This is a genomic window from Janthinobacterium sp. 13 (assembly GCF_002749695.1).
Classification (GTDB): Bacteria; Pseudomonadota; Gammaproteobacteria; order Burkholderiales; family Burkholderiaceae_D; genus Janthinobacterium; species Janthinobacterium kumbetense.
In genome coordinates this window covers 5,410,481-5,430,265 of record NZ_PEEQ01000001.1, presented here as the reverse complement: position 1 = coordinate 5,430,265, position 19,785 = coordinate 5,410,481, and the positions used below count along the sequence as shown (strand labels likewise).

Annotated in this window: 21 protein-coding genes; 6 read left to right on the top strand and 15 right to left on the bottom strand. The window is 60.0% G+C overall.

Annotation, left to right across the window (positions count from 1 at the left end):
- Window positions 1-4: 4 nt before the first annotated feature.
- The 3 genes from CLU94_RS23960 to CLU94_RS23950 all read right to left on the bottom strand — a co-directional run bounded on the left by CLU94_RS23960 (window position 5) and on the right by CLU94_RS23950 (window position 1,203).
- A complete protein-coding gene (locus CLU94_RS23960; RefSeq protein WP_099667459.1) occupies window positions 5-427 on the bottom strand; it encodes a hypothetical protein in 423 nt (140 codons plus the stop codon).
- A gap of 69 nt (window positions 428-496) precedes the next feature.
- On the bottom strand, window positions 497-805 hold the full coding sequence (locus CLU94_RS23955; protein WP_099667458.1) for a hypothetical protein: 309 nt from the start codon (window positions 803-805) through the stop codon (window positions 497-499).
- Window positions 806-867: 62 nt separating this feature from the next.
- A complete protein-coding gene (locus CLU94_RS23950) occupies window positions 868-1,203 on the bottom strand; it encodes a hypothetical protein (RefSeq protein WP_143451522.1) in 336 nt (111 codons plus the stop codon).
- Window positions 1,204-1,321: 118 nt separating this feature from the next.
- Between CLU94_RS23950 and CLU94_RS23945 the strand changes: the two genes are divergently transcribed.
- Window positions 1,322-2,482: an IS30 family transposase gene (locus tag CLU94_RS23945; RefSeq protein WP_099667454.1), complete on the top strand. Its 1,161-nt coding sequence runs from the start codon at window positions 1,322-1,324 to the stop codon at window positions 2,480-2,482.
- Between the two features lie 18 nt (window positions 2,483-2,500).
- Here the strand turns inward: CLU94_RS23945 and CLU94_RS23940 are convergent, their stop codons facing one another.
- The 5 genes from CLU94_RS23940 to CLU94_RS23925 form a co-directional block, all read right to left on the bottom strand.
- The gene (locus CLU94_RS23940; protein WP_143451521.1) at window positions 2,501-3,031 is read right to left on the bottom strand and encodes a hypothetical protein; all 531 of its coding nucleotides are present in this window, start codon (window positions 3,029-3,031) and stop codon (window positions 2,501-2,503) included.
- A 23-nt stretch (window positions 3,032-3,054) separates the two neighbouring features.
- Window positions 3,055-3,798, bottom strand: coding sequence for a hypothetical protein (locus tag CLU94_RS23935; protein ID WP_099667455.1), 744 nt, complete (start codon window positions 3,796-3,798; stop codon window positions 3,055-3,057).
- Window positions 3,799-3,993: 195 nt separating this feature from the next.
- Window positions 3,994-5,154, bottom strand: coding sequence for an IS30 family transposase (locus tag CLU94_RS23930; RefSeq protein ID WP_099667454.1), 1,161 nt, complete (start codon window positions 5,152-5,154; stop codon window positions 3,994-3,996).
- A 92-nt stretch (window positions 5,155-5,246) separates the two neighbouring features.
- Window positions 5,247-5,537: a hypothetical protein gene (locus CLU94_RS28150; protein WP_143451520.1), complete on the bottom strand. Its 291-nt coding sequence runs from the start codon at window positions 5,535-5,537 to the stop codon at window positions 5,247-5,249.
- A 99-nt stretch (window positions 5,538-5,636) separates the two neighbouring features.
- Complete coding sequence (locus CLU94_RS23925; RefSeq protein WP_099667453.1) at window positions 5,637-6,080, bottom strand: helix-turn-helix domain-containing protein; 444 nt, start codon at window positions 6,078-6,080, stop codon at window positions 5,637-5,639.
- Between the two features lie 82 nt (window positions 6,081-6,162).
- Between CLU94_RS23925 and CLU94_RS23920 the strand changes: the two genes are divergently transcribed.
- From CLU94_RS23920 to CLU94_RS23895, 5 genes are all read left to right on the top strand, one after another.
- Window positions 6,163-6,366 carry a hypothetical protein gene (locus tag CLU94_RS23920; RefSeq protein ID WP_099667452.1) on the top strand — a complete coding sequence of 68 codons (204 nt, stop codon included), beginning with the start codon at window positions 6,163-6,165 and terminating at the stop codon, window positions 6,364-6,366.
- 10 nt (window positions 6,367-6,376) lie between these two features.
- Window positions 6,377-6,580: a hypothetical protein gene (locus CLU94_RS23915; RefSeq protein ID WP_099667451.1), complete on the top strand. Its 204-nt coding sequence runs from the start codon at window positions 6,377-6,379 to the stop codon at window positions 6,578-6,580.
- A 222-nt stretch (window positions 6,581-6,802) separates the two neighbouring features.
- Window positions 6,803-7,009, top strand: coding sequence for an ogr/Delta-like zinc finger family protein (locus tag CLU94_RS23905; protein ID WP_099667449.1), 207 nt, complete (start codon window positions 6,803-6,805; stop codon window positions 7,007-7,009).
- 397 nt (window positions 7,010-7,406) lie between these two features.
- Window positions 7,407-8,018: a hypothetical protein gene (locus tag CLU94_RS23900; RefSeq protein WP_099667448.1), complete on the top strand. Its 612-nt coding sequence runs from the start codon at window positions 7,407-7,409 to the stop codon at window positions 8,016-8,018.
- 326 nt (window positions 8,019-8,344) lie between these two features.
- Window positions 8,345-13,387 carry a diguanylate cyclase domain-containing protein gene (locus tag CLU94_RS23895; protein WP_099667447.1) on the top strand — a complete coding sequence of 1,681 codons (5,043 nt, stop codon included), beginning with the start codon at window positions 8,345-8,347 and terminating at the stop codon, window positions 13,385-13,387.
- Window positions 13,388-13,431: 44 nt separating this feature from the next.
- On the opposite strand, the gene CLU94_RS23890 is transcribed toward CLU94_RS23895, so the two are convergent.
- From CLU94_RS23890 to CLU94_RS23865, 7 genes are all read right to left on the bottom strand, one after another.
- Entirely contained in the window at window positions 13,432-14,931 is a 1,500-nt protein-coding gene (locus tag CLU94_RS23890; protein WP_257218972.1) for a nucleobase:cation symporter-2 family protein, read from the bottom strand.
- 528 nt (window positions 14,932-15,459) lie between these two features.
- Window positions 15,460-15,624: a hypothetical protein gene (locus CLU94_RS28480; protein ID WP_180278751.1), complete on the bottom strand. Its 165-nt coding sequence runs from the start codon at window positions 15,622-15,624 to the stop codon at window positions 15,460-15,462.
- A gap of 155 nt (window positions 15,625-15,779) precedes the next feature.
- Window positions 15,780-16,106, bottom strand: coding sequence for a hypothetical protein (locus CLU94_RS23885; RefSeq protein WP_099667446.1), 327 nt, complete (start codon window positions 16,104-16,106; stop codon window positions 15,780-15,782).
- Window positions 16,103-16,600, bottom strand: a complete 498-nt coding sequence (locus CLU94_RS23880) for a glycoside hydrolase family 19 protein (RefSeq protein WP_099668467.1) — start codon at window positions 16,598-16,600, stop codon at window positions 16,103-16,105. Before CLU94_RS23880 ends, CLU94_RS23885 begins: the two co-directional genes overlap by 4 nt.
- Window positions 16,601-16,614: 14 nt before the next feature.
- A complete protein-coding gene (locus CLU94_RS23875; protein ID WP_099667445.1) occupies window positions 16,615-17,043 on the bottom strand; it encodes a hypothetical protein in 429 nt (142 codons plus the stop codon).
- A 68-nt stretch (window positions 17,044-17,111) separates the two neighbouring features.
- Window positions 17,112-18,911 (bottom strand): hypothetical protein, encoded by a 1,800-nt coding sequence (locus CLU94_RS23870; protein ID WP_099667444.1) that lies wholly within the window; start codon window positions 18,909-18,911, stop codon window positions 17,112-17,114.
- Window positions 18,912-19,766, bottom strand: coding sequence for a hypothetical protein (locus CLU94_RS23865; RefSeq protein ID WP_099667443.1), 855 nt, complete (start codon window positions 19,764-19,766; stop codon window positions 18,912-18,914).
- Window positions 19,767-19,785: the final 19 nt, after the last annotated feature.

Sequence of the window (19,785 nt, the reverse complement as noted above, 5' to 3'; positions counted from 1 at the left end):
CCGATTAAGCGTCGTGATAAACAACGCCGTATGTGTCGAACATAGCTCCAGCTAGCTCGACCATGCTTAAGCCGCTGCGCTCCCAAAAAAACAGAAAGTATTCCAACTTGTCGTAAGGTGCTTCAGCGTCCATGCCGTGCAGCGCACAAATCGTGGTTCTGATACGCAACACCTCAGGGTCATCCGACATATCGCGTCCTCGGATGGTCTCCCAAAGCCTCACCCGGACAGCTATGGCCTCGCTATCCGTTGCCGCGCCCTCAAGATATCGTTTAGCAGCCAAAACAGAAGACTGCGCGGTAACAGGTAGACATTCGATCACCCGAGCCAGGGCGTTAACCATAAAGCGTTGAGCATCACCGTGCTCTACCGGATCATCCAGATCAACGGTGGATGAAATAACATCAAAAGGATCACGGTGAGACATGCTGACTTTCTGAGTAAAGCTTTATTGGTCAATTGCCGACTGTCCGCTTCTGGCCGTAATCGGTCGCATTCACATCTGCCGACCTAAGAAGACGAAACCAACAAAAAAGTACACCGCCCACGCAGCAGCGGGGGCAAGAACCGCAGCGGCAAGCGTGCGCTGATATAACGCCAGCTTCGTCGTCGATACGCGGCCAGTCAGTGATACAAATACCAAGGCTGCTAGCAAGCAGGGAAACCAAACGCTCATGACATGACCCAGCATCTGCGGCGCGCGCAACAGTTCCAACAGTGGAAAGATCAGGCAAACATAGCCTAATGATATTAACGTCGTCAGAAAAAAAGCAGTCAACGGTTCAATTTTTTTCGATTGGTACATCCAGTCATTCCCTTGCTACTTCGTCTGCTCTTGGCCGAATGCCGCCTAAATTTAGTGATGAATCATTGGCCCATCCACTGGATTTCAGGTGTTCTCACCTGCAGCGGCAACCAGTACTTCAGTGCTTTTATTGCAGTCTCGACGGTCAATCCATCCACAAAAAAACCTCGATGCTCGTGTGCTTGTACCGTGGCTCGACCTTGTGCATCTACGTTAATTATAAAATTGCCATAGTCGATGCCGTCGCCGAGGCACGCGACAAAAAGGCCCGATTCAGGCTTCAGATTGACAATCGAGAACGTCAGAACATCATCCTCGCTAAGGGACCTGAACTCCAATTGAGTTGGCTTTTTCCCTAAGGTCTCGAACTCTACATAGTAATGTGCTGCTAATCGCATTCTGCTTTATCTTATAGTGGCTGAAGCTTAGTTCTGCCGAATGTCTGCTACTGGCTGCGGATTCAATCGGTGGTCGCAACACTCTAACCTAAATTCCTAGGTTACAGGAGTGTTGAAGATGAAACAGAAACCACGCATTTATTACACCGAGACGCAGAAGGCCTTGATGTGGGAACGCTGGAAGCAAGGCGACTCTCTGCAGATGATAGCCCAGCTGTTTAATCGGAATCACTCGTCGATACAGCGGATTCTGGCTGAATCTGGTGGCATACGGCCAGCGCAGCGATGCCGTTCCAGACTGGCGCTGACGCTGGCCGAGCGCGAGGAGGTATCGCGTGCCATCGTTACCGGCGTATCCATTCGCGCACTTGCCAGACGCCTCGGACGCGCACCATCGACCATCAGCAGGGAACTCAAGCGCAATGGTGGCCGCGAAGCATATCGTGCAACTCAGGCGGATCAGCATGCTTGGGATCAGACGCGGCGCCCCAAACCTTGTAAGCTGACGAAGAACCGCATGCTGGCCAACATGGTTGCCAGCAAGCTCCAATTGCAGTGGTCGCCGGAACAGATTGCTGGTTGGCTCAAGCAGCTGTTCACGAGCCACGAGGAGTATCACGTGTCGCACGAAACCATTTACCGCAGCCTCTATATCCAGGCCCGAGGCGCCCTAAAGAAGGAGTTACTGGAGCACTTGCGCCGGACGCGTGCCATGCGCCGCTCTCGTCATCACACCCAAAAGACGGACAACCATGGCAGAATTGTCGACGCCGTGCCGATCAGCGAGCGTCCAGCGACGGCAGCGGATCGAGCAGTGCCCGGGCATTGGGAGGGCGACCTGCTCTGCGGCAGCCACAACAGCCAGATCGTGACGTTGGTTGAGCGCCAGACGCGCTATGTCATGCTGATCAAGGTCGCGGCCAAGAATACCGAAACGGTGGTCAACGCATTGATCGACAATGCCCGCAGGCTGCCTCAGGAACTATATAAGTCACTGACCTGGGATCGTGGCAGCGAGCTCGCCGGGCATAAACGCTTTACATTGGCCACCGATATCCAGGTCTACTTCTGCGATCCACAGAATCCATGGCAGCGCGGTTCAAATGAAAATACCAATGGCCTGTTGCGCCAGTATTTCCCCAAGGGGCTGGATATTTCTACTTATTCACAAGAGCAACTCGATGCGGTAGCCAGACGACTCAACGAGCGCCCCAGGAAGACGCTACACTACCAAACACCGGCTCAACGATTTGAACAGTGTGTTGCGTTGACCGATTGAATCTGCAGCCGGTTGGAGTCACTCTGCTGATGTCATTGGGGCTTCGCGGAGTATGAACCTGCTCGCCATCTGGTTCCAGCTAGCAGCCCGCCCTTGAAGAAATAACAGCTGTCCATACTCATCCATATTTGAATCTCGGTGAGTTAAGCGTAGCCATTTCTCATAAAATACGTCAAAGTCTTCCTGATTCATTTGAGGTAAAAATTTATCGGAATAATCAAAGAGCGCAAGGAACTCAGTGTTAGGCCGCAACGATATTGAGCGCAATGGTTCAATGCCGAGCAATCCCATCAGCAACTCCAATTCTTCGTCACTGGCGAGCGTAACCGAGAAAAGCTCGGCACAGGTCGCCGCCATCAAGGTGTCAATGGACAAAGATGCTGTTGCAATTAATTCGTTTGACGATGCGAATAGATAGCTTTGAATTCTCGCCTCCACTACAGTTGAGATGTTATCGACGTCCAGTAGTCCGTCTGCTTCTGGCCGGCTGCTGTCGTTGGTGACTTCCGCCCCATAGCGGCCTATCAACAGCCAGGAAAGTTCATGCACTGAGGTCCTGCCGAGCGAAGAGGTTAGCGCCGAAGTTTAGTTAACCGGTAGTGAATTTCCTTTTTCTCATCGAGCGAAATGCGACCGGTATGAGAAATTTGAAATTCGCCGATACACATTGCGTCCGAACTAAGTGTCTTCCGCAAAGCCTCAATAAACGGTTCAGGGTCCAACTTCTTCTCTTTATGCGTGCTGGGTTTAGGCAGAACTCCAGTGCTGCTCGAAAGCACTTCGTTGAGCAATTGATATGCCGTTGATTCTGGAACCAATGGGACCAAGGCAGGCGCAACAAATTCACATCTGTCGAGGCTGAGTCCATCTCTTGTCTTCGCAATATCATTTGGCAGCAGATGGACGTGCCATGGCAGTCGGCCAGTTGAGGAGTCGAAGACGGTAAACAGAGCAATTTCCTCTTTTCCTAGGAGGCACATCAGATGGTCGCGAGCAAGTTGAGTGAAGTCATCTAGGTACATTTCAAACTTGTACTGGCAATCGAAATCATGATTAATTGAAAAGGGTCGTGTCGTCGCATGAAAATTCGCAGTGGCATAGGCCGCCTTACCAGACATCGAGACCGCTCCAAAACCATATGTTGCGGAGCGTGTCTCCGAGATGTACGGGAAAACGCACGCCATAGAGGCAGGTGGTCTGTAGTTTTGTTCGTCGTCATCATCACCGTATCGCGAAGAGCCACGAGAACTGTAGTACGCGTCGTTGTTGGGGTTTAGTTGATTGGACCGGTTGTCTGTGTCAGATTTGCTGGACATGAAGCTTCTCCTTGTCGCGATTTTGGATCGCTATACAGTTCACGTGTTAATTTCCATGGCAGCTTCCGGCCACATTTAGCCTTGTGTATGAGCGACCGCTTCTGGCCGGTAGCGGCACCAGAGCATAGCGGATTGCCAATCAGAAAATCTCACACATTGTCACGCTGCTTCGAATGGCCGCTTCTGGCTGCAGATTCAATCGGTCAACGCAACACACTGTTCAAATCGTTGAGCCGGTGTTTGGTAGTGTAGCGTCTTCCTGGGGCGCTCGTTGAGTCGTCTGGCTACCGCATCGAGTTGCTCTTGTGAATAAGTAGAAATATCCAGCCCCTTGGGGAAATACTGGCGCAACAGGCCATTGGTATTTTCATTTGAACCGCGCTGCCATGGATTCTGTGGATCGCAGAAGTAGACCTGGATATCGGTGGCCAATGTAAAGCGTTTATGCCCGGCGAGCTCGCTGCCACGATCCCAGGTCAGTGACTTATATAGTTCCTGAGGCAGCCTGCGGGCATTGTCGATCAATGCGTTGACCACCGTTTCGGTATTCTTGGCCGCGACCTTGATCAGCATGACATAGCGCGTCTGGCGCTCAACCAACGTCACGATCTGGCTGTTGTGGCTGCCGCAGAGCAGGTCGCCCTCCCAATGCCCGGGCACTGCTCGATCCGCTGCCGTCGCTGGACGCTCGCTGATCGGCACGGCGTCGACAATTCTGCCATGGTTGTCCGTCTTTTGGGTGTGATGACGAGAGCGGCGCATGGCACGCGTCCGGCGCAAGTGCTCCAGTAACTCCTTCTTTAGGGCGCCTCGGGCCTGGATATAGAGGCTGCGGTAAATGGTTTCGTGCGACACGTGATACTCCTCGTGGCTCGTGAACAGCTGCTTGAGCCAACCAGCAATCTGTTCCGGCGACCACTGCAATTGGAGCTTGCTGGCAACCATGTTGGCCAGCATGCGGTTCTTCGTCAGCTTACAAGGTTTGGGGCGCCGCGTCTGATCCCAAGCATGCTGATCCGCCTGAGTTGCACGATATGCTTCGCGGCCACCATTGCGCTTGAGTTCCCTGCTGATGGTCGATGGTGCGCGTCCGAGGCGTCTGGCAAGTGCGCGAATGGATACGCCGGTAACGATGGCACGCGATACCTCCTCGCGCTCGGCCAGCGTCAGCGCCAGTCTGGAACGGCATCGCTGCGCTGGCCGTATGCCACCAGATTCAGCCAGAATCCGCTGTATCGACGAGTGATTCCGATTAAACAGCTGGGCTATCATCTGCAGAGAGTCGCCTTGCTTCCAGCGTTCCCACATCAAGGCCTTCTGCGTCTCGGTGTAATAAATGCGTGGTTTCTGTTTCATCTTCAACACTCCTGTAACCTAGGAATTTAGGTTAGAGTGTTGCGACCACCGATTGAATCCGCAGCCGAGTGCCGCCATTCGCAGGTAAAACCCTAGGATGCGTTTTGGCGAAAACGAATGATTGCGTTTATGGCCTGCTTCGCTACTCCAGAAGCTGTTTGTATGGCACTTTGCGTTTGAACACTCTGGTCAAATGAGTCTCGGTAGTCAGATTTATACCAATCGAGTTCATCACGTGCAGATTTAATGAACTGTTCAAGCTCATCGGGATGAACTGTGCGAAGTTGACGCGCACTACACCTTGCCTTGGCCGCCATTCTCGGATCACTAGTCGTATCAGCGATTTTCAATAAAGCGGAGCCAAAGTCATCTATGTTTGTCATGATCATATCGTCACCCTCATGCTTCAAATCGGTATGCGTAGTATGCAGACAAAACAAGCAGCAATTACAATAAGCATAAGAAGGTGAATCATTTGCAGACTATTTTTCCTTTTTTCGTCCGCTGCCGGCCACATTAAAAGTCTGCGGCCCAATGATATTCCCCACGAAATTTTGCCCAATCTTGCCGTGGGTTTCAACGTGTGGGGCATTCCCTGCTTGGGATGCTGGAGGCGTTGGCGAGCGCATGCCGCCAATCATCCCAAGTACGCCTGCTTTCCCGCGAACGTCCATACTTCGATAGCCATCCAACAATTCGCGCTCATCCGCGGTAACGGCTGATTGCAATCGCTCACCCGTAAGTATGTAGTGGACATCGACTCCGATCCCAGCCAACGCTCGTAAGTAAAGCGCATCCGGGGCGCGCTCGTCTTGCTCATACAGCGTTTGTGCGCGTCGCTTCAGCCCGCCAACGGCAGCAAAATCCTCTTGATTCATGCCTAACCGCTGACGCTCTTCTTTTAGTATTTCACCAATTGATCTCATTTGTGCGCAAATTCTTCTTTACAATGCTCTCATTTGAGAGCTATAGTTATGCCATACCATAGCGATTACAGATCATAACATTATGAAAAACGTATCCATAGCGAGGCGCACTGCCAAGGGCGTCACGACTAAGCCTCTTGGCGTTCGTCTGACGCCTGATGAGGTGGACGAAGTCGAGAACTACGCAAAGGAACATGAGCGCTCCCGTGCCTGGTTTCTACGTTTCCTGATCCTGCGCGGCCTCGCCGATTACAAGCGCGAACTCGCATCCAAACCCACCCACTAAGGACCACGTCATGTTCCCCGATGCAAAACGTATCCGCAGCCACCGCGTCATGCTGCGCCTGGACGATTACGAGCACCAGCTTGTTTCCTCGATCGCCAACTACCAGGGCGAAGAGCTTGCGGTGCTGGTGCGCCAGATCGTGATGCGTGAAGCCTTGGCCGTGATCGCCTTGGATGACGCCACCATCGACAGCGTACAGCGCCGCAGCGTTTAAACCGAGTCACTTTTGAGCAACTCTAAAGTTACGTAAAATACCAGACCATCAAATTACCCTCAATGACGAAGAGCGCGCGGTTCTGGAACTCGTGCGCCAGCGCCAGGGGCTGGCAAGTATCGATCAGGCGGCCGAATGGCTCGTCAAGTCGCGCTTACGCATACAGTCGAAAAACATGACAGGTCGCGGTCGCGCCCTGTACCAAGTGGAAAGAAAGCTGAAATGAGAGTCATCGGCCTGCCCTGCCCGCATTGCGAAAACACCGTCCGCGCCGTCAAAAGCCGCACGATGTCCGCCATGTTCAAGGAAATCACCTACATGTGCCAGAACCCCGAATGCGGGCACTCCTTCGTGGCAGGCCTGGAAGTACTGCGCACCCTCTCGCTGTCCGCCATGCCCAAGCCGGATATCCGTCAGATACCGTCTTGAACGGCAAGTCCTTTTGTCAAATAGTGCGTGTCAAAAGCCCCGCCTTTTTACCGGTGGCTGGCCACAACGGCGGAAAATAAACGGTGCTGCGCACCAACGAGGCTCGTACACAAGAGGCTAGCGCCACGCGCAGGCAACGAGGCGGACGACATCCGATAGCGTCATGAAAATATTGTTGCGTGTCGCAAACGTTCAAGACCTGCTTAAGCAACCAAACGATACTACCTCCATCTGATGCCAACCGAGGGAGTCTGATGAATACCGCTGCCATGTCCGCCTTGCGCGATATTGCTTATTTATTAATAAATGAAAATTTTCGGTGCAGTATCTGTAGCCCTCGATGAGGTATGGAGCCCCAGCGCAACATAGGGAAAATCACACTCACTCATGGATTCATATGTCAATTCGTAAATTTCACCGCCTGTCGGCATGCGTCCTGGCGGCCTATATATTGCTGCATATTGTCAATCACCTGATGGCCATTGCCGGCGCCCATGCGCACATCGCCTTCATGGAGGCGACACGGCCACTCTATCGAAATGCCGTCGTCGAGTCGGTGTTGTTGGCGTGCGTGCTGTTTCAATGTGGCAGCGGAATATGGATGGTGCTGCGGGGATGGAAAAAACGCTGCGGGTTCGTAGCGTGGCTGCAGGCCGGCTCAGGGATCTATCTGGCCCTGTTCCTGCTTTTTCATGTCGGCGCGGTCCTGTTTGGCCGCGCCGCGCTCAAGCTCGACACCAATTTTTACTATGCCGCAGCCGGTTTTGTGCTGATGCCATATGAATTGTTGTTTGCACCGTATTATTTCTTCGCAGTGTATGCGCTATTCACGCACCTGGGCTGTGCCGCATATTGGCAAGTCGAAGCGCACTCGCCAATGGTGCGCAGGCTCGCCATCGGCGTTCCGGCAGGAGTCGGCCTGGTGGTCGCCCTGCTGATCAACCTGGCGCTAGCTGGCATGCTCCACCCGCTCGACATTCCCGCGAAATACCTGACTATTTACCGGTAAGCGGGGCGCGAGCACGCTGAGTCAGAGCACGCATGAAAAAAGGAAGCCGAACCATTTGCTTCGGCCCATTAGCCTGCACATTCTTTTTCCGATGGCGTACAAAGTGCGCCATCATGCTCATTATCCAGTTTCCAGGTTGCGCTGGTGCCACATCCCCTCATCGCTCCCCCTCAGTGCCTGCCCCCGCTGACGTTTTTACAACAGCCCCCATCGCCCCGCGCCCTCCCCCGCAACTCCCTACTGATATAATACTAGCAATCAACTAGTACTCCGAGATGTGCGCCTCAAGGCTCCCGCAACCGTCTGTGTACCGCTAAGCCCTGCCCATGCGCTCCCTTTTCGACCACGAGATCATCAAACAGCTGCACAGCGGTACGCGCTCGCGGGTTTACCGCGCCCGGGCCGCCGATGGCACTGCGCTGATCGTCAAGATGCCGAATCAGCCGTTCCCCTCCTTTCAGCAACTGGCACAATTCAAGCGCGAGTATGCGATTGCTCGCCGCTGCCGCCATCCGGGCGTGGCGCATCCGCTGGCGCTGCAGCTGCACGGCGGGCGCTGGACGATGATCCTGGAAGATACCGGCGGCCTGGCGCTCGACCAGGTGTTGCGCGCGCAGGTGGCGGAGCGCAGGATGCCGTCGCAGCCCGCATTGGAGTTGGACGATTTTTTCGACATCGCGCTGCAACTGTGCGCGGCGCTGGACGAGGTCCATCGTCAGGGCGTGATCCACAAGGACGTCAATCCTTCCAATCTGGTGTGGAATGCCGAGCGGCGCCTGCTGCAGCTGATCGATTTCGGCATCGCCTGTGAACTGCCCTGCGAAAGCCATGGCATCGTCAATCTCCAGACCCTGGAAGGCACGCTGCGCTACATGGCGCCGGAGCAGACGGGGCGCATGAACCGGCGGGTCGATTGGCGCGCCGATTTCTATGCGCTCGGCGCCACCTTGTACGAAATGCTGACCGGCCAGGCGCCGTTCGAGACGGGCGACGAGATGGAACTCGTGCATTGCCACATTGCGCGCAGTCCGGACTGGTCGCACCCTGCACTGGCAAGCCTGCCCGGCCAGCTGCTGCCGATCATCCAGCGGCTGCTGGAAAAAAATGCCGATCAGCGCTACCAGAGCCTGCAAGGCTTGCGCAGCGACCTCGAAGCCTGCCGCGCGAACAAGCCGGCGCAGGCGCTCAAGCTGTCCGACCACGACGGCCGCTTCCTCGTGCCACAAACGCTGCACGGGCGCGAAGATGCCATCGCCACGCTGCTGGCGGCGTTTGAGCGCAGTGCCGCCGGCACATGCGAGATGCTGCTGGTGGCCGGCCATTCGGGTATCGGCAAGTCGGCGGTCGTCAACGAAGTGCAAAAGCCCATCATCGCCCGGCGCGGCCGCTTCCTGTCCGGCAAATTTGACCAGCTCCAGCGCGACGTGCCGTATGCCTCGCTGATCCAGGCCTTCCAGGGGCTGGTGCGCCAGTTGCTGGACCAGCCGGAAGAAACGCTGCGACAATGGTCCGCAAAACTGCACGAAGCCCTGGGCAGCGGCGTGGGCGTGATCGTCGAGCTGATTCCCCAGCTGGCCTTGATCGTCGGCCCCACCGACCCGCTGCCCGCTTCGGCGCCGGCACAGGCCCAGCTGCGCCTGGACCGCCTCTTCCCCCGCTTCGTCGAAGTCTTCGCCTGCGCCGGGCATCCGCTGGTGCTGTTCCTCGACGACCTGCAATGGGCCGATGCGGCCACGCTGCGGATGATCGAGCTGCTGATGGTCTCCTGCGACAAGAGCTGCATGCTGTTCATCGGCGCGTACCGCGATAATGAAGTGGCCCCCGCGCATCCGCTCAGCGCGCTGCGCGACAAGCTGCTCGCCCGTGACGTGCGCCTGTCGACGCTGTTACTGAGCGCACTGACCGAGCCGCAGGTGGCGCAAATGGTGTCGGCCACCGTGCGCGTGGCGGCGCCTTACTGCGCGCCACTGACCAGCATTTGCTACCGCAAGACGGCCGGCAATCCCTTCTTCCTCAACCAGTTCCTCGCTGCGCTCAACGAGGCGGGCCACCTGGGCTACCGGCCCGCCGACGATTGCTGGGACTGGGACTTGCCCGCGATAGAACAGGCTGGATACGCCGACAACGTGGTCGAGGTGCTGCTGGAGAAAATCCGCCGCCTGCCCGGCGTGACGCAGCACCTGCTGCAACTGGCCGCCTCCAGCGGCAACCGCTTCACGCTCGACACGCTCGCCCTGGCAGTGGACCGCGCTCCCCGGCAATCGCAGCAAGACCTGTGGCCGGCGCTCAGGGCAGGCTTGATCCAGCCGCTCGACGAACGCTACAAATACGTCAATGGCGACACCGCCGCGGGCAACAGCGGCGTCAGTTACCGCTTCCTGCACGACCGGGTGCAGCAGGCAGCCTACCTGGTCGCCGATGCCGGCGCGCGCGCGGCCAACCATCTTCTCATCGGCCGCCTGCTCCTGCGGCATACGCCGCCGGAGCGCCAGGACGAGACGCTGTTCGACATCGTCGAGCAGCTCAACGCCGGCCGCGCGCTGATCGACGAGGCGGGCGAGCGCGTGCATCTGGCGACGCTCAATCTCCAGGCCGGCGTCAAGGCGCGGCGCTCCGCCGCGTTCCAGTCCACCCTGGAGCACATGCGCATCGGTCTCGACCTGCTGCCGGCGGACGCATGGAACACCCACGCCGGCCTCTGGCTCGAGCTGCAGCTCGGCGCCGCCGAAGCGGCCTACCTGTGTGGCCAGTTCGATGCCGCCGAGGCGATCTATCCACTGGTGCGCGCCCATACCTTGAGCCCCTTGCAGCAGGTACGCTGCATTGCCATCCAGGCGCACCAGTATCAGTTGCAGGGCCGCCTGCTCGACGCCATCACCGTGCAGCGCGACGGCCTGGCACAGCTGGACATCGACATTCCGCACGATGTGGCGCACATGAAGGCGCGCTTCGCCGACATTCTCGCCGACATCGGGCGGCAGCCCGGCGCGCATGCGCCCGAGACCTTGCTGGCGGCCGCCGACATGTGCGAGCCGGACGCGGTGGCCGCGATGCAGATGATGCAGGGCCTGTGGATGGCCAGCTACTACGCCGGCCAGCAGGATCTCAGCGCGCTGATGGTGGTGTCGATGACGCGCCTGTCCATGCAGCGGGGGAACAGCGATTTCAGCGCTGTCGCGTATGTCGGCTACGCGATGATGCTGGCGCTGTACAGCGGCGACATCGCGCGCGGCTACCACTTCGGCGCGATGGCGATGGCGCTGGCCAGGCGCCGCGCCAACCTGCAGACGCGCACGCTCACGGGGCTGATGTTCGGCGCGCTCAGCAACCACTGGACGCAGCCGCTGCGCAGTTCCGACGCCCTGTACGAGGAAGCGTTTGGCTGGGCGCTGGAAATCGCCGATTTCGTGCAGGTCGGCGTGGTGGCCGCCGTGCGCGCCACCGACCGGATCATCCTCGGTGACTACCTGCCGCACCTGATGCACGACATCGAGCACGACCTGGCGCTGATGCGCGCCAACGGCCAGCAGGCGATGGCCGATTGCTGCGTCGCCGCCGCGGTCCAGCCGATCAAGTGCCTGACGGGCCTCTTGCCGCGCCATGACAGCTACGACGATGCGGTGTTCAGCGAGGCAGGCTTCCTCGCACGGTATGGCGACTCGCACCTGTACCGCGCCTACTTCTTGCAAGGCAAAATCCGCAACGCCTACCTGTTCGACAACGCCGATGCCGAACAGCTGGCCGGCCAGCTCGGCATCGTCACGCAGATCATGCGCGGCCAGGCCAAAGTGGCCGAGTGCAGCTTCTACGCCGCGCTGATCCTGATCCGCGCCTTGCGGCGCGCTCCCGCGCGCGCCGATGCGGGCGATCTGTGCGCCGTGATCGGCACGCTGCAAGCGAGTCTCGCCGAGTGGGCCAGGCAAGGCTCGGACAACAGCGCGGCCAAGCACCTGCTGGTGATGGCCGAGATGGCACGCTACCGGGACGATCTGCAGCTGGCCACGCGCCTTTACCAGCAGGCGATCGACGCGGCTGGCCTGGCAGGCTACGTCAACATGCAAGCGCTGGGCAATGAACTGTGCGGCGAATGCTGGTGCGACCAGGGGCAGCCGCGCGTGGCAGCCGTCTTCATCGGGGACGCCATCGCGCATTATGGCCAGTGGGGCGCGGAGGGCAAAGTGGCGCAGCTGCGGGAGCGCCATGCCGCGCTGCTGTCAAGAATGGATGGCCGCGGCACGCAGCGGCATTCCGTCTCCCACACGCACGGCAGTTCCGCGCTCGACCTGGTGTCGCTGCTGAAGGCGGCACAAATCCTGTCGAACGAAGTCGGCCTGCGCAACGTGCTGACACGCCTCATTGCCATCGTGTGCGAAAACGCCGGCGGGCAGGTAGCGCGCCTGCTGCTGCTGTCCGAAGGCAGCTACCAGCTGGAGGCCAATATCGATGGCGATGGCGTCACCGTCCTGCAGGCGCGCCCGCTCGACCTGAACGCCGCCAGCGACCCGCAATTCCCGCTGTCGCTGCTGCGCTACGTCATCCGCACTGGCGCGGAGGTGATCGAAGACTGCATCACGGGCGCCTCGCGCTTTGCCGCCGACCCGTACGTGCAGCTGCACCTGCCGCGCGCCGTCATGTGCCTGCCGATCCGGCACGGCGGCCGGATCGACGGCATCCTGTACTTCGAGAACCGGCTGGCCGACGCCTCGTTTACGGAGGAACGCGTCGCATTCCTGCGCATGCTTGGCGCGCAGGCGATGATCTCGATCTCCAGCGCCAGACTGCATGACAGCCTGGAACGGCGCGTTGCCGAACGCACCGGGCAACTGGAAGACGCCAACCGCAAGCTGGCGACCCTGTCCATCACCGACGGCCTGACGGGCCTGTCGAACCGGCGCCATTTCGACGACGTGCTGCGCACCGAATGCGCGCGTGCCACGCGCGTCGGCCAGCCGCTTGCCGTCGTCATGCTCGATGTCGACTACTTCAAGCTCTTTAACGACCGCCACGGCCACCAGGCCGGTGACGCATGCCTGATCCGGGTCGCGCAGGCGCTGGCGGCCGGCATGCGGCGCGCAGGCGACCTGACGGCGCGTTACGGCGGCGAAGAGTTTTCGATCGTGTTGCCGAACACGGGCGCGGACGAAGCGCGCCAGATCGGCGAAGCGCTGCGGCGCGCCATCGAAGACCTGGGCATCGTCCACGCGAGTACGGAAGCGCAGCAGGTGACGATCAGCGTCGGCATCGCGGTCCAGTCGGCACCGGGCGCCGCCGATCCTGACGCCCTGTTGCGGCTGGCCGATGCCGCGCTGTACCAGGCCAAGGATGCGGGGCGCAATTGCGTGGTGCTGAGGATTCTGCCGCCTGGCTGACCCGCATGCGGCACCCGCCCTTTTTTCACGGCGCTGACGGCGCTTCACTCGCTGCCATGGGTGTGCTCGCGCGCCTGCTCCCGCGCCTTTTCCTGCGATGCCAAGCCGTTGAAGAACAGATTGAGCAGCACGGCGACGATGGCGGCCAGCAATATGCCGCTGTGCAGCAGCGGTGACAGGGCCTTCGGCATGTGCTGCGCGTACTGTTCCGCCACCAGCGGCAGCATGCCGAAGCCGATAGACAGGGCCACGATGAACAGGTTGTTGCGGTTGCTCTTGTAATCGACGCCGGCCAGGATGCGGATGCCGGTGGCGGCGACCATGCCGAACATCACCAGCCCTGCCCCGCCCAGCACGAACGCCGGCACGGCTTCGGCCGTCTGCGCGATCTTCGGAATCACGCCCATGACGAGCAGGATAAGGCCGGCCGCTACGCAGACCCAGCGGCTGCGCACGCCCGTCACGCCCACCAGGCCCACGTTTTGCGAAAACGAGGTGTAGGGAAAGGTATTGAAGATGCCGCCGATCAGGGTGCCCAGGCCATCGACGCGCAAGCCGCGGCTGATGTCGTCCTGCGTGATGCGCTTGTCCGTCATCTCTCCCAGCGCCAGAAACATGCCCAAGGACTCAATCATGACGACGATCATCACCAGGCTCATGGTAACGATGGCGACCACGTCGAAGGTCGGCATGCCGAACTGGAACGGCGTGACGATGGCAAAGGCCTTGGCGCCGGCCACCTTGGCGAAATCGGCCTTGCCCAGCGCAAACGACAGGGCCGTGCCGGCGATGATGCCGATCAATACTGCGATATTCGACAGGAAACCGCGGCCATATTTGGCCACCAGCAAGATGACGGCCAGCACGAAGAAGGCGATGCCCATGTTATCCAGCGCCCCGTAGCCGGGATTGGCGATCAGGGGCGCGGGACCGGCTGGCGCGGGCAAGCCGGCCGCCGTGGCGGCAGCGGCCATCTTGAGGAAGGCGGGATCGGCAATCTGCGCCATGGCGGGCGGCCCGCCCATGGTCCAGTTGACGCCCACGCGCATCAGCGACACGCCGATCACGGCGATGATGCTGCCGGTGACCACGGGTGGAAACAGGGCCAGCAGGCGGCTGATGAAGGGAGCGATCAGCATGGAAACGACGCCGGCGCCTATCACGGAGCCAAAGATGCCGGTGATGCCCAGGGCGGGATTGTTCGCCATGGCCAGCATGGGACTGACGGCGGCAAAGGTGACGCCCATCATGACGGGCAGGCGGATACCGAAGTACTTGCCTATTCCCAAGGACTGGATCAGGGTGACGAGGCCGCAGCAGAACAGGTCGGCACTGATCAATGCCGCCACCTGCTCGGGCGGCAGCTTGAGGGCGCGGCCGACGATCAGCGGGACGGCGATGGCGCCCGCATACATGACGAGCACGTGCTGCAAGCCCAGCGTAAACAGTTTGCCGGTCGGCAGGATTTCATCGACGGGCGATGGCGCGGCAGGCACGGTGCCGGGCACGCTGCGGTGGATGGATTTCAGACGGGGAGTGGCCATTTACGCTCCATTTCCTGGGTTACCGCGGCCCGGATGGACGCAGTTGAAAGGGAAAAGCAAGAGAGAAACGGGACGACAGGAAGACACTGGCGGCGGATGAGGCATACGAAGCTCCTTGGATGGGACGACCAAGGTATGCCATGCACGCATCGTGCCAGCACCGATTGTATACAGGAATCGTGCCGAAAATCGCCAGAGATCAGGCAATTTGACGATGGATGCACCGTTTTCTCGCATGCCGCCACCCGCCTGCACCACAAGGCGGCACAAGGCGACGGGGCTGGCAGGCCACAGTGGCTCGAGTTGGAGTTGGAGTTGGAGCTGGAGCTGGAGCTGGAGTCTGAAGCTGGAACCTGGCGACTGGTGCTGAGAGCCTATCCCAGTAGATGCATACATCCCCTGCTGGCGCCTCTCGGAAACGAAGACTGCATTGATCTTCGTCGCGTGGCTCGCCACGCGCCCCCCTCACGTATTGTCCGCGCTCCTGATGCGCTGCCGGAAGAAGACGCTCCCTACCGGGATAGGCGCTTAGCCACCAGAGCAGGCATCAAGCAGCGTTTCCAGCTGGCGCACATGGGCGGCACGCAATTGCTCGCGCGCCAGCAAGGCTTGCACTTGCTCGAAGATGCCGTGGGATGGCACCGCCGGCAAGGCAGGAGCGGCGGGGCGCGTGGCAATGCATGGCACGCTCACCGGCCAAGTCTCCACCTTTGATGCCGGCGCCAATGCCGCACAGCCGGTCAATAAACTCACCAGCAACAGCACGGCGGCGCACTCGGCACTCCGCCCCCCTGCCTTCCTCCCGGCCCGCCACCCCGCACTCCACCCCGCACTCGCACGCGGCGGCCTCATGGCATTTCGCCGGCGATCAGCGCCTCGGCGGCACGACAGGCGTCACCTTCGGGCTGCAGCGCCAGGATGCGCGCCGCTGCCGCTTGCGCATCTGCCTGCCCGGCCTGCGCCGTGGCCAGCGCCTGCCGCACCCGTGCCGACCGGCGTGCGCCCTCTTCCCGTATCGCATTCAGCGCCTGGGTCTGGCGCCCCAACAGGCCCTGCACCTCCTGCACTTGCGCCGCGCACGCGGCACGGCCAGCTTCGCGGCCCCAGCGCTGGGCGCAAAACACGGCTGCCCCCAACAACAGCAGCATGGCCATAATGCTCAACGACGGCTTCATGCCAGCACCTTGCGCGCTGCTGCATACAAGGCCAGACGTTCGGCCAGGCCGTTCACGCCGCCGTTGATGCGGCGCGTCACCCTTTCCTGGTCGCCCGCGTCGGCCAGGCGGTTCAAGCCGCGCGATTGCCAGAACCAGCCCGCCGAGCGACACGCGAACATCGTTTGCTCCAGCAACTGTGGCGCCGCAAGCAAGTCCAGGCCCAGCGACACGCCGCACGCCGCATAATTGGCGCGCCCCGTCACCTGCAGCAAGCCGCGCCCCTTGAAGCGCACGCCATCGCCGGCAATCACATTGCCCAGATCCGCCCTCCCCTCATAAGCCGCGCCGCTGGCCAGCTCGCGCACATAGCGCAGCTGTCCCGATTCGTGGCCCACCTGTGCCAGGAACGCTGCCTGGCGCAGCGGCGTATCAATACCGAATTCGGCCATCGCCGCATTCAAGGGCGCCAAGAACAGCATAGCGCGGCGGCCGGCCAACGGCATGATCTGCATCAATTGGGCGCCTGTCACAGCATGCCCCGCACATCCTTGACGGTAGCGGCCGCATCGGCCGCCAGTTCGCCGATATCCTTGCCGCGCCGCTTGTCGAACCAGCGCACGCAGGCGCCCAGCACCCACCAGGCAGGCAAGCCGGCCGCCACCATCAGCGGCGCGGCGATGAACAAAAACCCCGTGGCCGGGTCGCCGCCATACAGGCCCGCCACGGTCTTCGCGCTGTCGAACAGGCTGGGCCACCACGACAGCACGGCGGCCACGAGCACGGGACCGAGAAAGGTGGAAATGATGATGCTGGAACAAAAACGAATGAATGCCTCCTTGGTGGACTGGGGCCACATGAACATGAAGCCCAGCGACGTGGCGGCGGCGCCGGCCAGCACGGGCACGCCAAACAGTTTGATCAATGCGCCGCCGGCGGCGGTGGTTTCGAGGGCCATGATTGCCTTTCAGGTGGTGGAAATGAAAAAACCCGCCGAAGCGGGTTGGGATGTTGCAAGCGCAATCTTTATGCCACTTTCACGATGACACGGGCGCGTCCATCATCTTCGATGGCGATGACCTTGCCGATGGCACGCATGTATTGCTGGAGCGTCATATCTTCCTCATTGATGGCAATGCCCGCAATGCCCTCGCCTTGCTGTACCGGCAAGATGAACTGTCCGGAAGTGGCTCCCAGGACGTTGCATGGCACCTGACCGGCGAAAGCGATGCGGTCGACCGTCTGGCGCAGCGCTTCGAGTGCTGCATCGAAGGCAAGCCCGGGAGCCTGCCGAACAGCCCACTCTTCATCCGTATCGCCTGCCAGCGGCACCTCGCGGTATACGGCAGCCTTGGCGGGAATCGCTGGCGTGAGCAGGGTCAGGCCATCGTAGACGGCTTCGACAGCAGGTTGCGCCTCGCTGACCAGCTGCGATTCGACGCTATCGGGTACACGCGTCACGGATGGCGGACGGGGACCGAGCCGCTGCGACCATTTGTCGCCACCCACCATGCAGGGATCGGTGGATTTCACGGCAAACGAGATGGCATCAGCCCAGCGATCGGTAAGCTTGCCATCTGCGCCGATGCCTATCACCTGTCCTGCGACGACGATGCCGCATGCAGGAGACTTCAACATGTATTCGGCATAGTCGGCGCCACTGGCATTGATCGTGCCGGCGGCATTGATGCTGCGGCCGGTGGTCTGGAGGCCCACATACAGCACGGCGGTGCTCCCTGCCCATGATGCGGTACCGGCGCCAGCCAGCACCGCCAGGGTGGCCGTCGCCGGTTCGCCAGTGCGGCCCACGTACAGTATCTCCCCCGCCGGCATCGTATCCTTGTAAATCGTATGGAGATCACGCGCCGCCGCGCCCGTGGAAGCGGGGCCGCACCGCATATTGCCCGGCCACGCCACCTGGCCCGTGCCGGTAACGCCCAGCAAGGGTGCGGAGAGATTCCCGCTGCTTTCGTCATAGGCCCGCAGATTCATCTTGTAGCCTTGATAGTAAAGACTACCGGTTCCTGCGGAAGTTGACCAAAGGAAGCGACCGGGAAACGCAGCGCCGGCTATGCCGCCGACACCCAACGCGCCCACTTCGTAATATGTGTTGGGCAACAATGGATTGCCGCCGTTTGGCACCAGCAGGCTACTTTGCTGTCCGCCGCGTAGACCTACATGAATGGTTTTAGGGCCATTCAACGTCGAATTAGTCTGTAATTCGACGGCTCCCGGCCTTACTGTCATGGCTGGTGCGCCGCCAACGCTCAGCGCATATACTGCGATGGCATCCCACGAATCCTTGGGCAGCTCGGTACCAAGGAATTCCAGTTTTTGCTGAAACCACATATTTGAATCGATATAGCAGGACAGCGTGGAAAACTGCACCGCGCCCACATAAATGACGCCATCGCTGCCTATCTTTACTCCCTGGATATCGGCATGCTTGCCATCGCCGGTGCTATACCAGGAGCCGCGAATCTTACCGTCATTATCACAGCGCAACAAAATCACCGTTTCGATGCCATTGGAAGAACCTTCGTAGGATGAATACGAGGTCGCGCCGGAAATCCGGATAGTGGCTTCGCCGCTCAAGGCGGCCACATTGAATTTGGCAATACGCCACCAGCCATTGCTTAGACCAACATTCTGTTGCTGACCAGGACCACGCACCGCCATGGTAATGAAGCTCGGCGTCGTGATCGGTCCCGACATGGTGCCGCCAGTTAAAGGCAGTGCGTTGTACGGCCCCGCCGCAAACGCCCGATCCATTTCATTCAATTTCTCGTTGACGTTGGGCATGCCGTCATAAAATTTGTCAGCCATTTAAATTCCTTCAATTTGTAGTGGTGCAGAATAAGTGTCAAAGTACGGCGTAGTTACCGCATCGCTATTGCTGGCTTTGCCATACAGCATGTAGTCCTGCTCCAGCAGCGGATCCGGGTTTTCCGGAAACAAACTGAACAGCATCGCCTTGCCCTTGCCGTTCTCGCGCAGGATGCGCATGAAGCGCGCGCGGTCCATCGGTGTCAGGTGCGCCAGATTGATGCTCAGCTTGTCGCTGCTCGCGCCCAGCGCAGTTTTCAGGTTGCCTGCACCCGTGCGGTAATTTTCACTGCTATCCTGCGCCTGCAACTGGGCGCCATACTCGGCGTTGTATAGCGGTGACCAGTAGTTGCCCACCACCAGCCGCGAGATTTCCAGGTAGCCTTCCGGGCTTTGTCGCGCAGACACGTCGATCACTATCTGGCGCACGCGCACAGGGGCAAACCATGTCACGCCGTCGGAGCCGCCGCCGCACGGCCAAGTGTTTACACCGCCCCACTGATAGGCGTTCCAGCCGAGCGGCAGAACGCCCCAGGGATAGGAGCCATGCACGGCAGCCGGGCACGGGAAGATGCTGCCTGTGTCGAATACCGGCACGGCGTCGCCTGGCTGGGCATAGCCGCGCACGCGCATGCGCGCGCTGCTGGTCATGTTGGTGGAGATCAGCGCTACGCAGGCGATGGACTCCTGCGTCGGCCAGGTGGCGGTGATGGTCTGTGCAGTGCCGCTGGCGCGCAGCACGGCATTCTTGCTGTCGCGCTGCAGGTTGGCCGGACCCAGTTCGCCGGTTTGGCTCGATGCAGTCAGCACCGCGCGGTCAGCGGCGTTGTCGTAGATGATGCGAAGATTGCTCATGGCAGCAATGCCCCTTCCA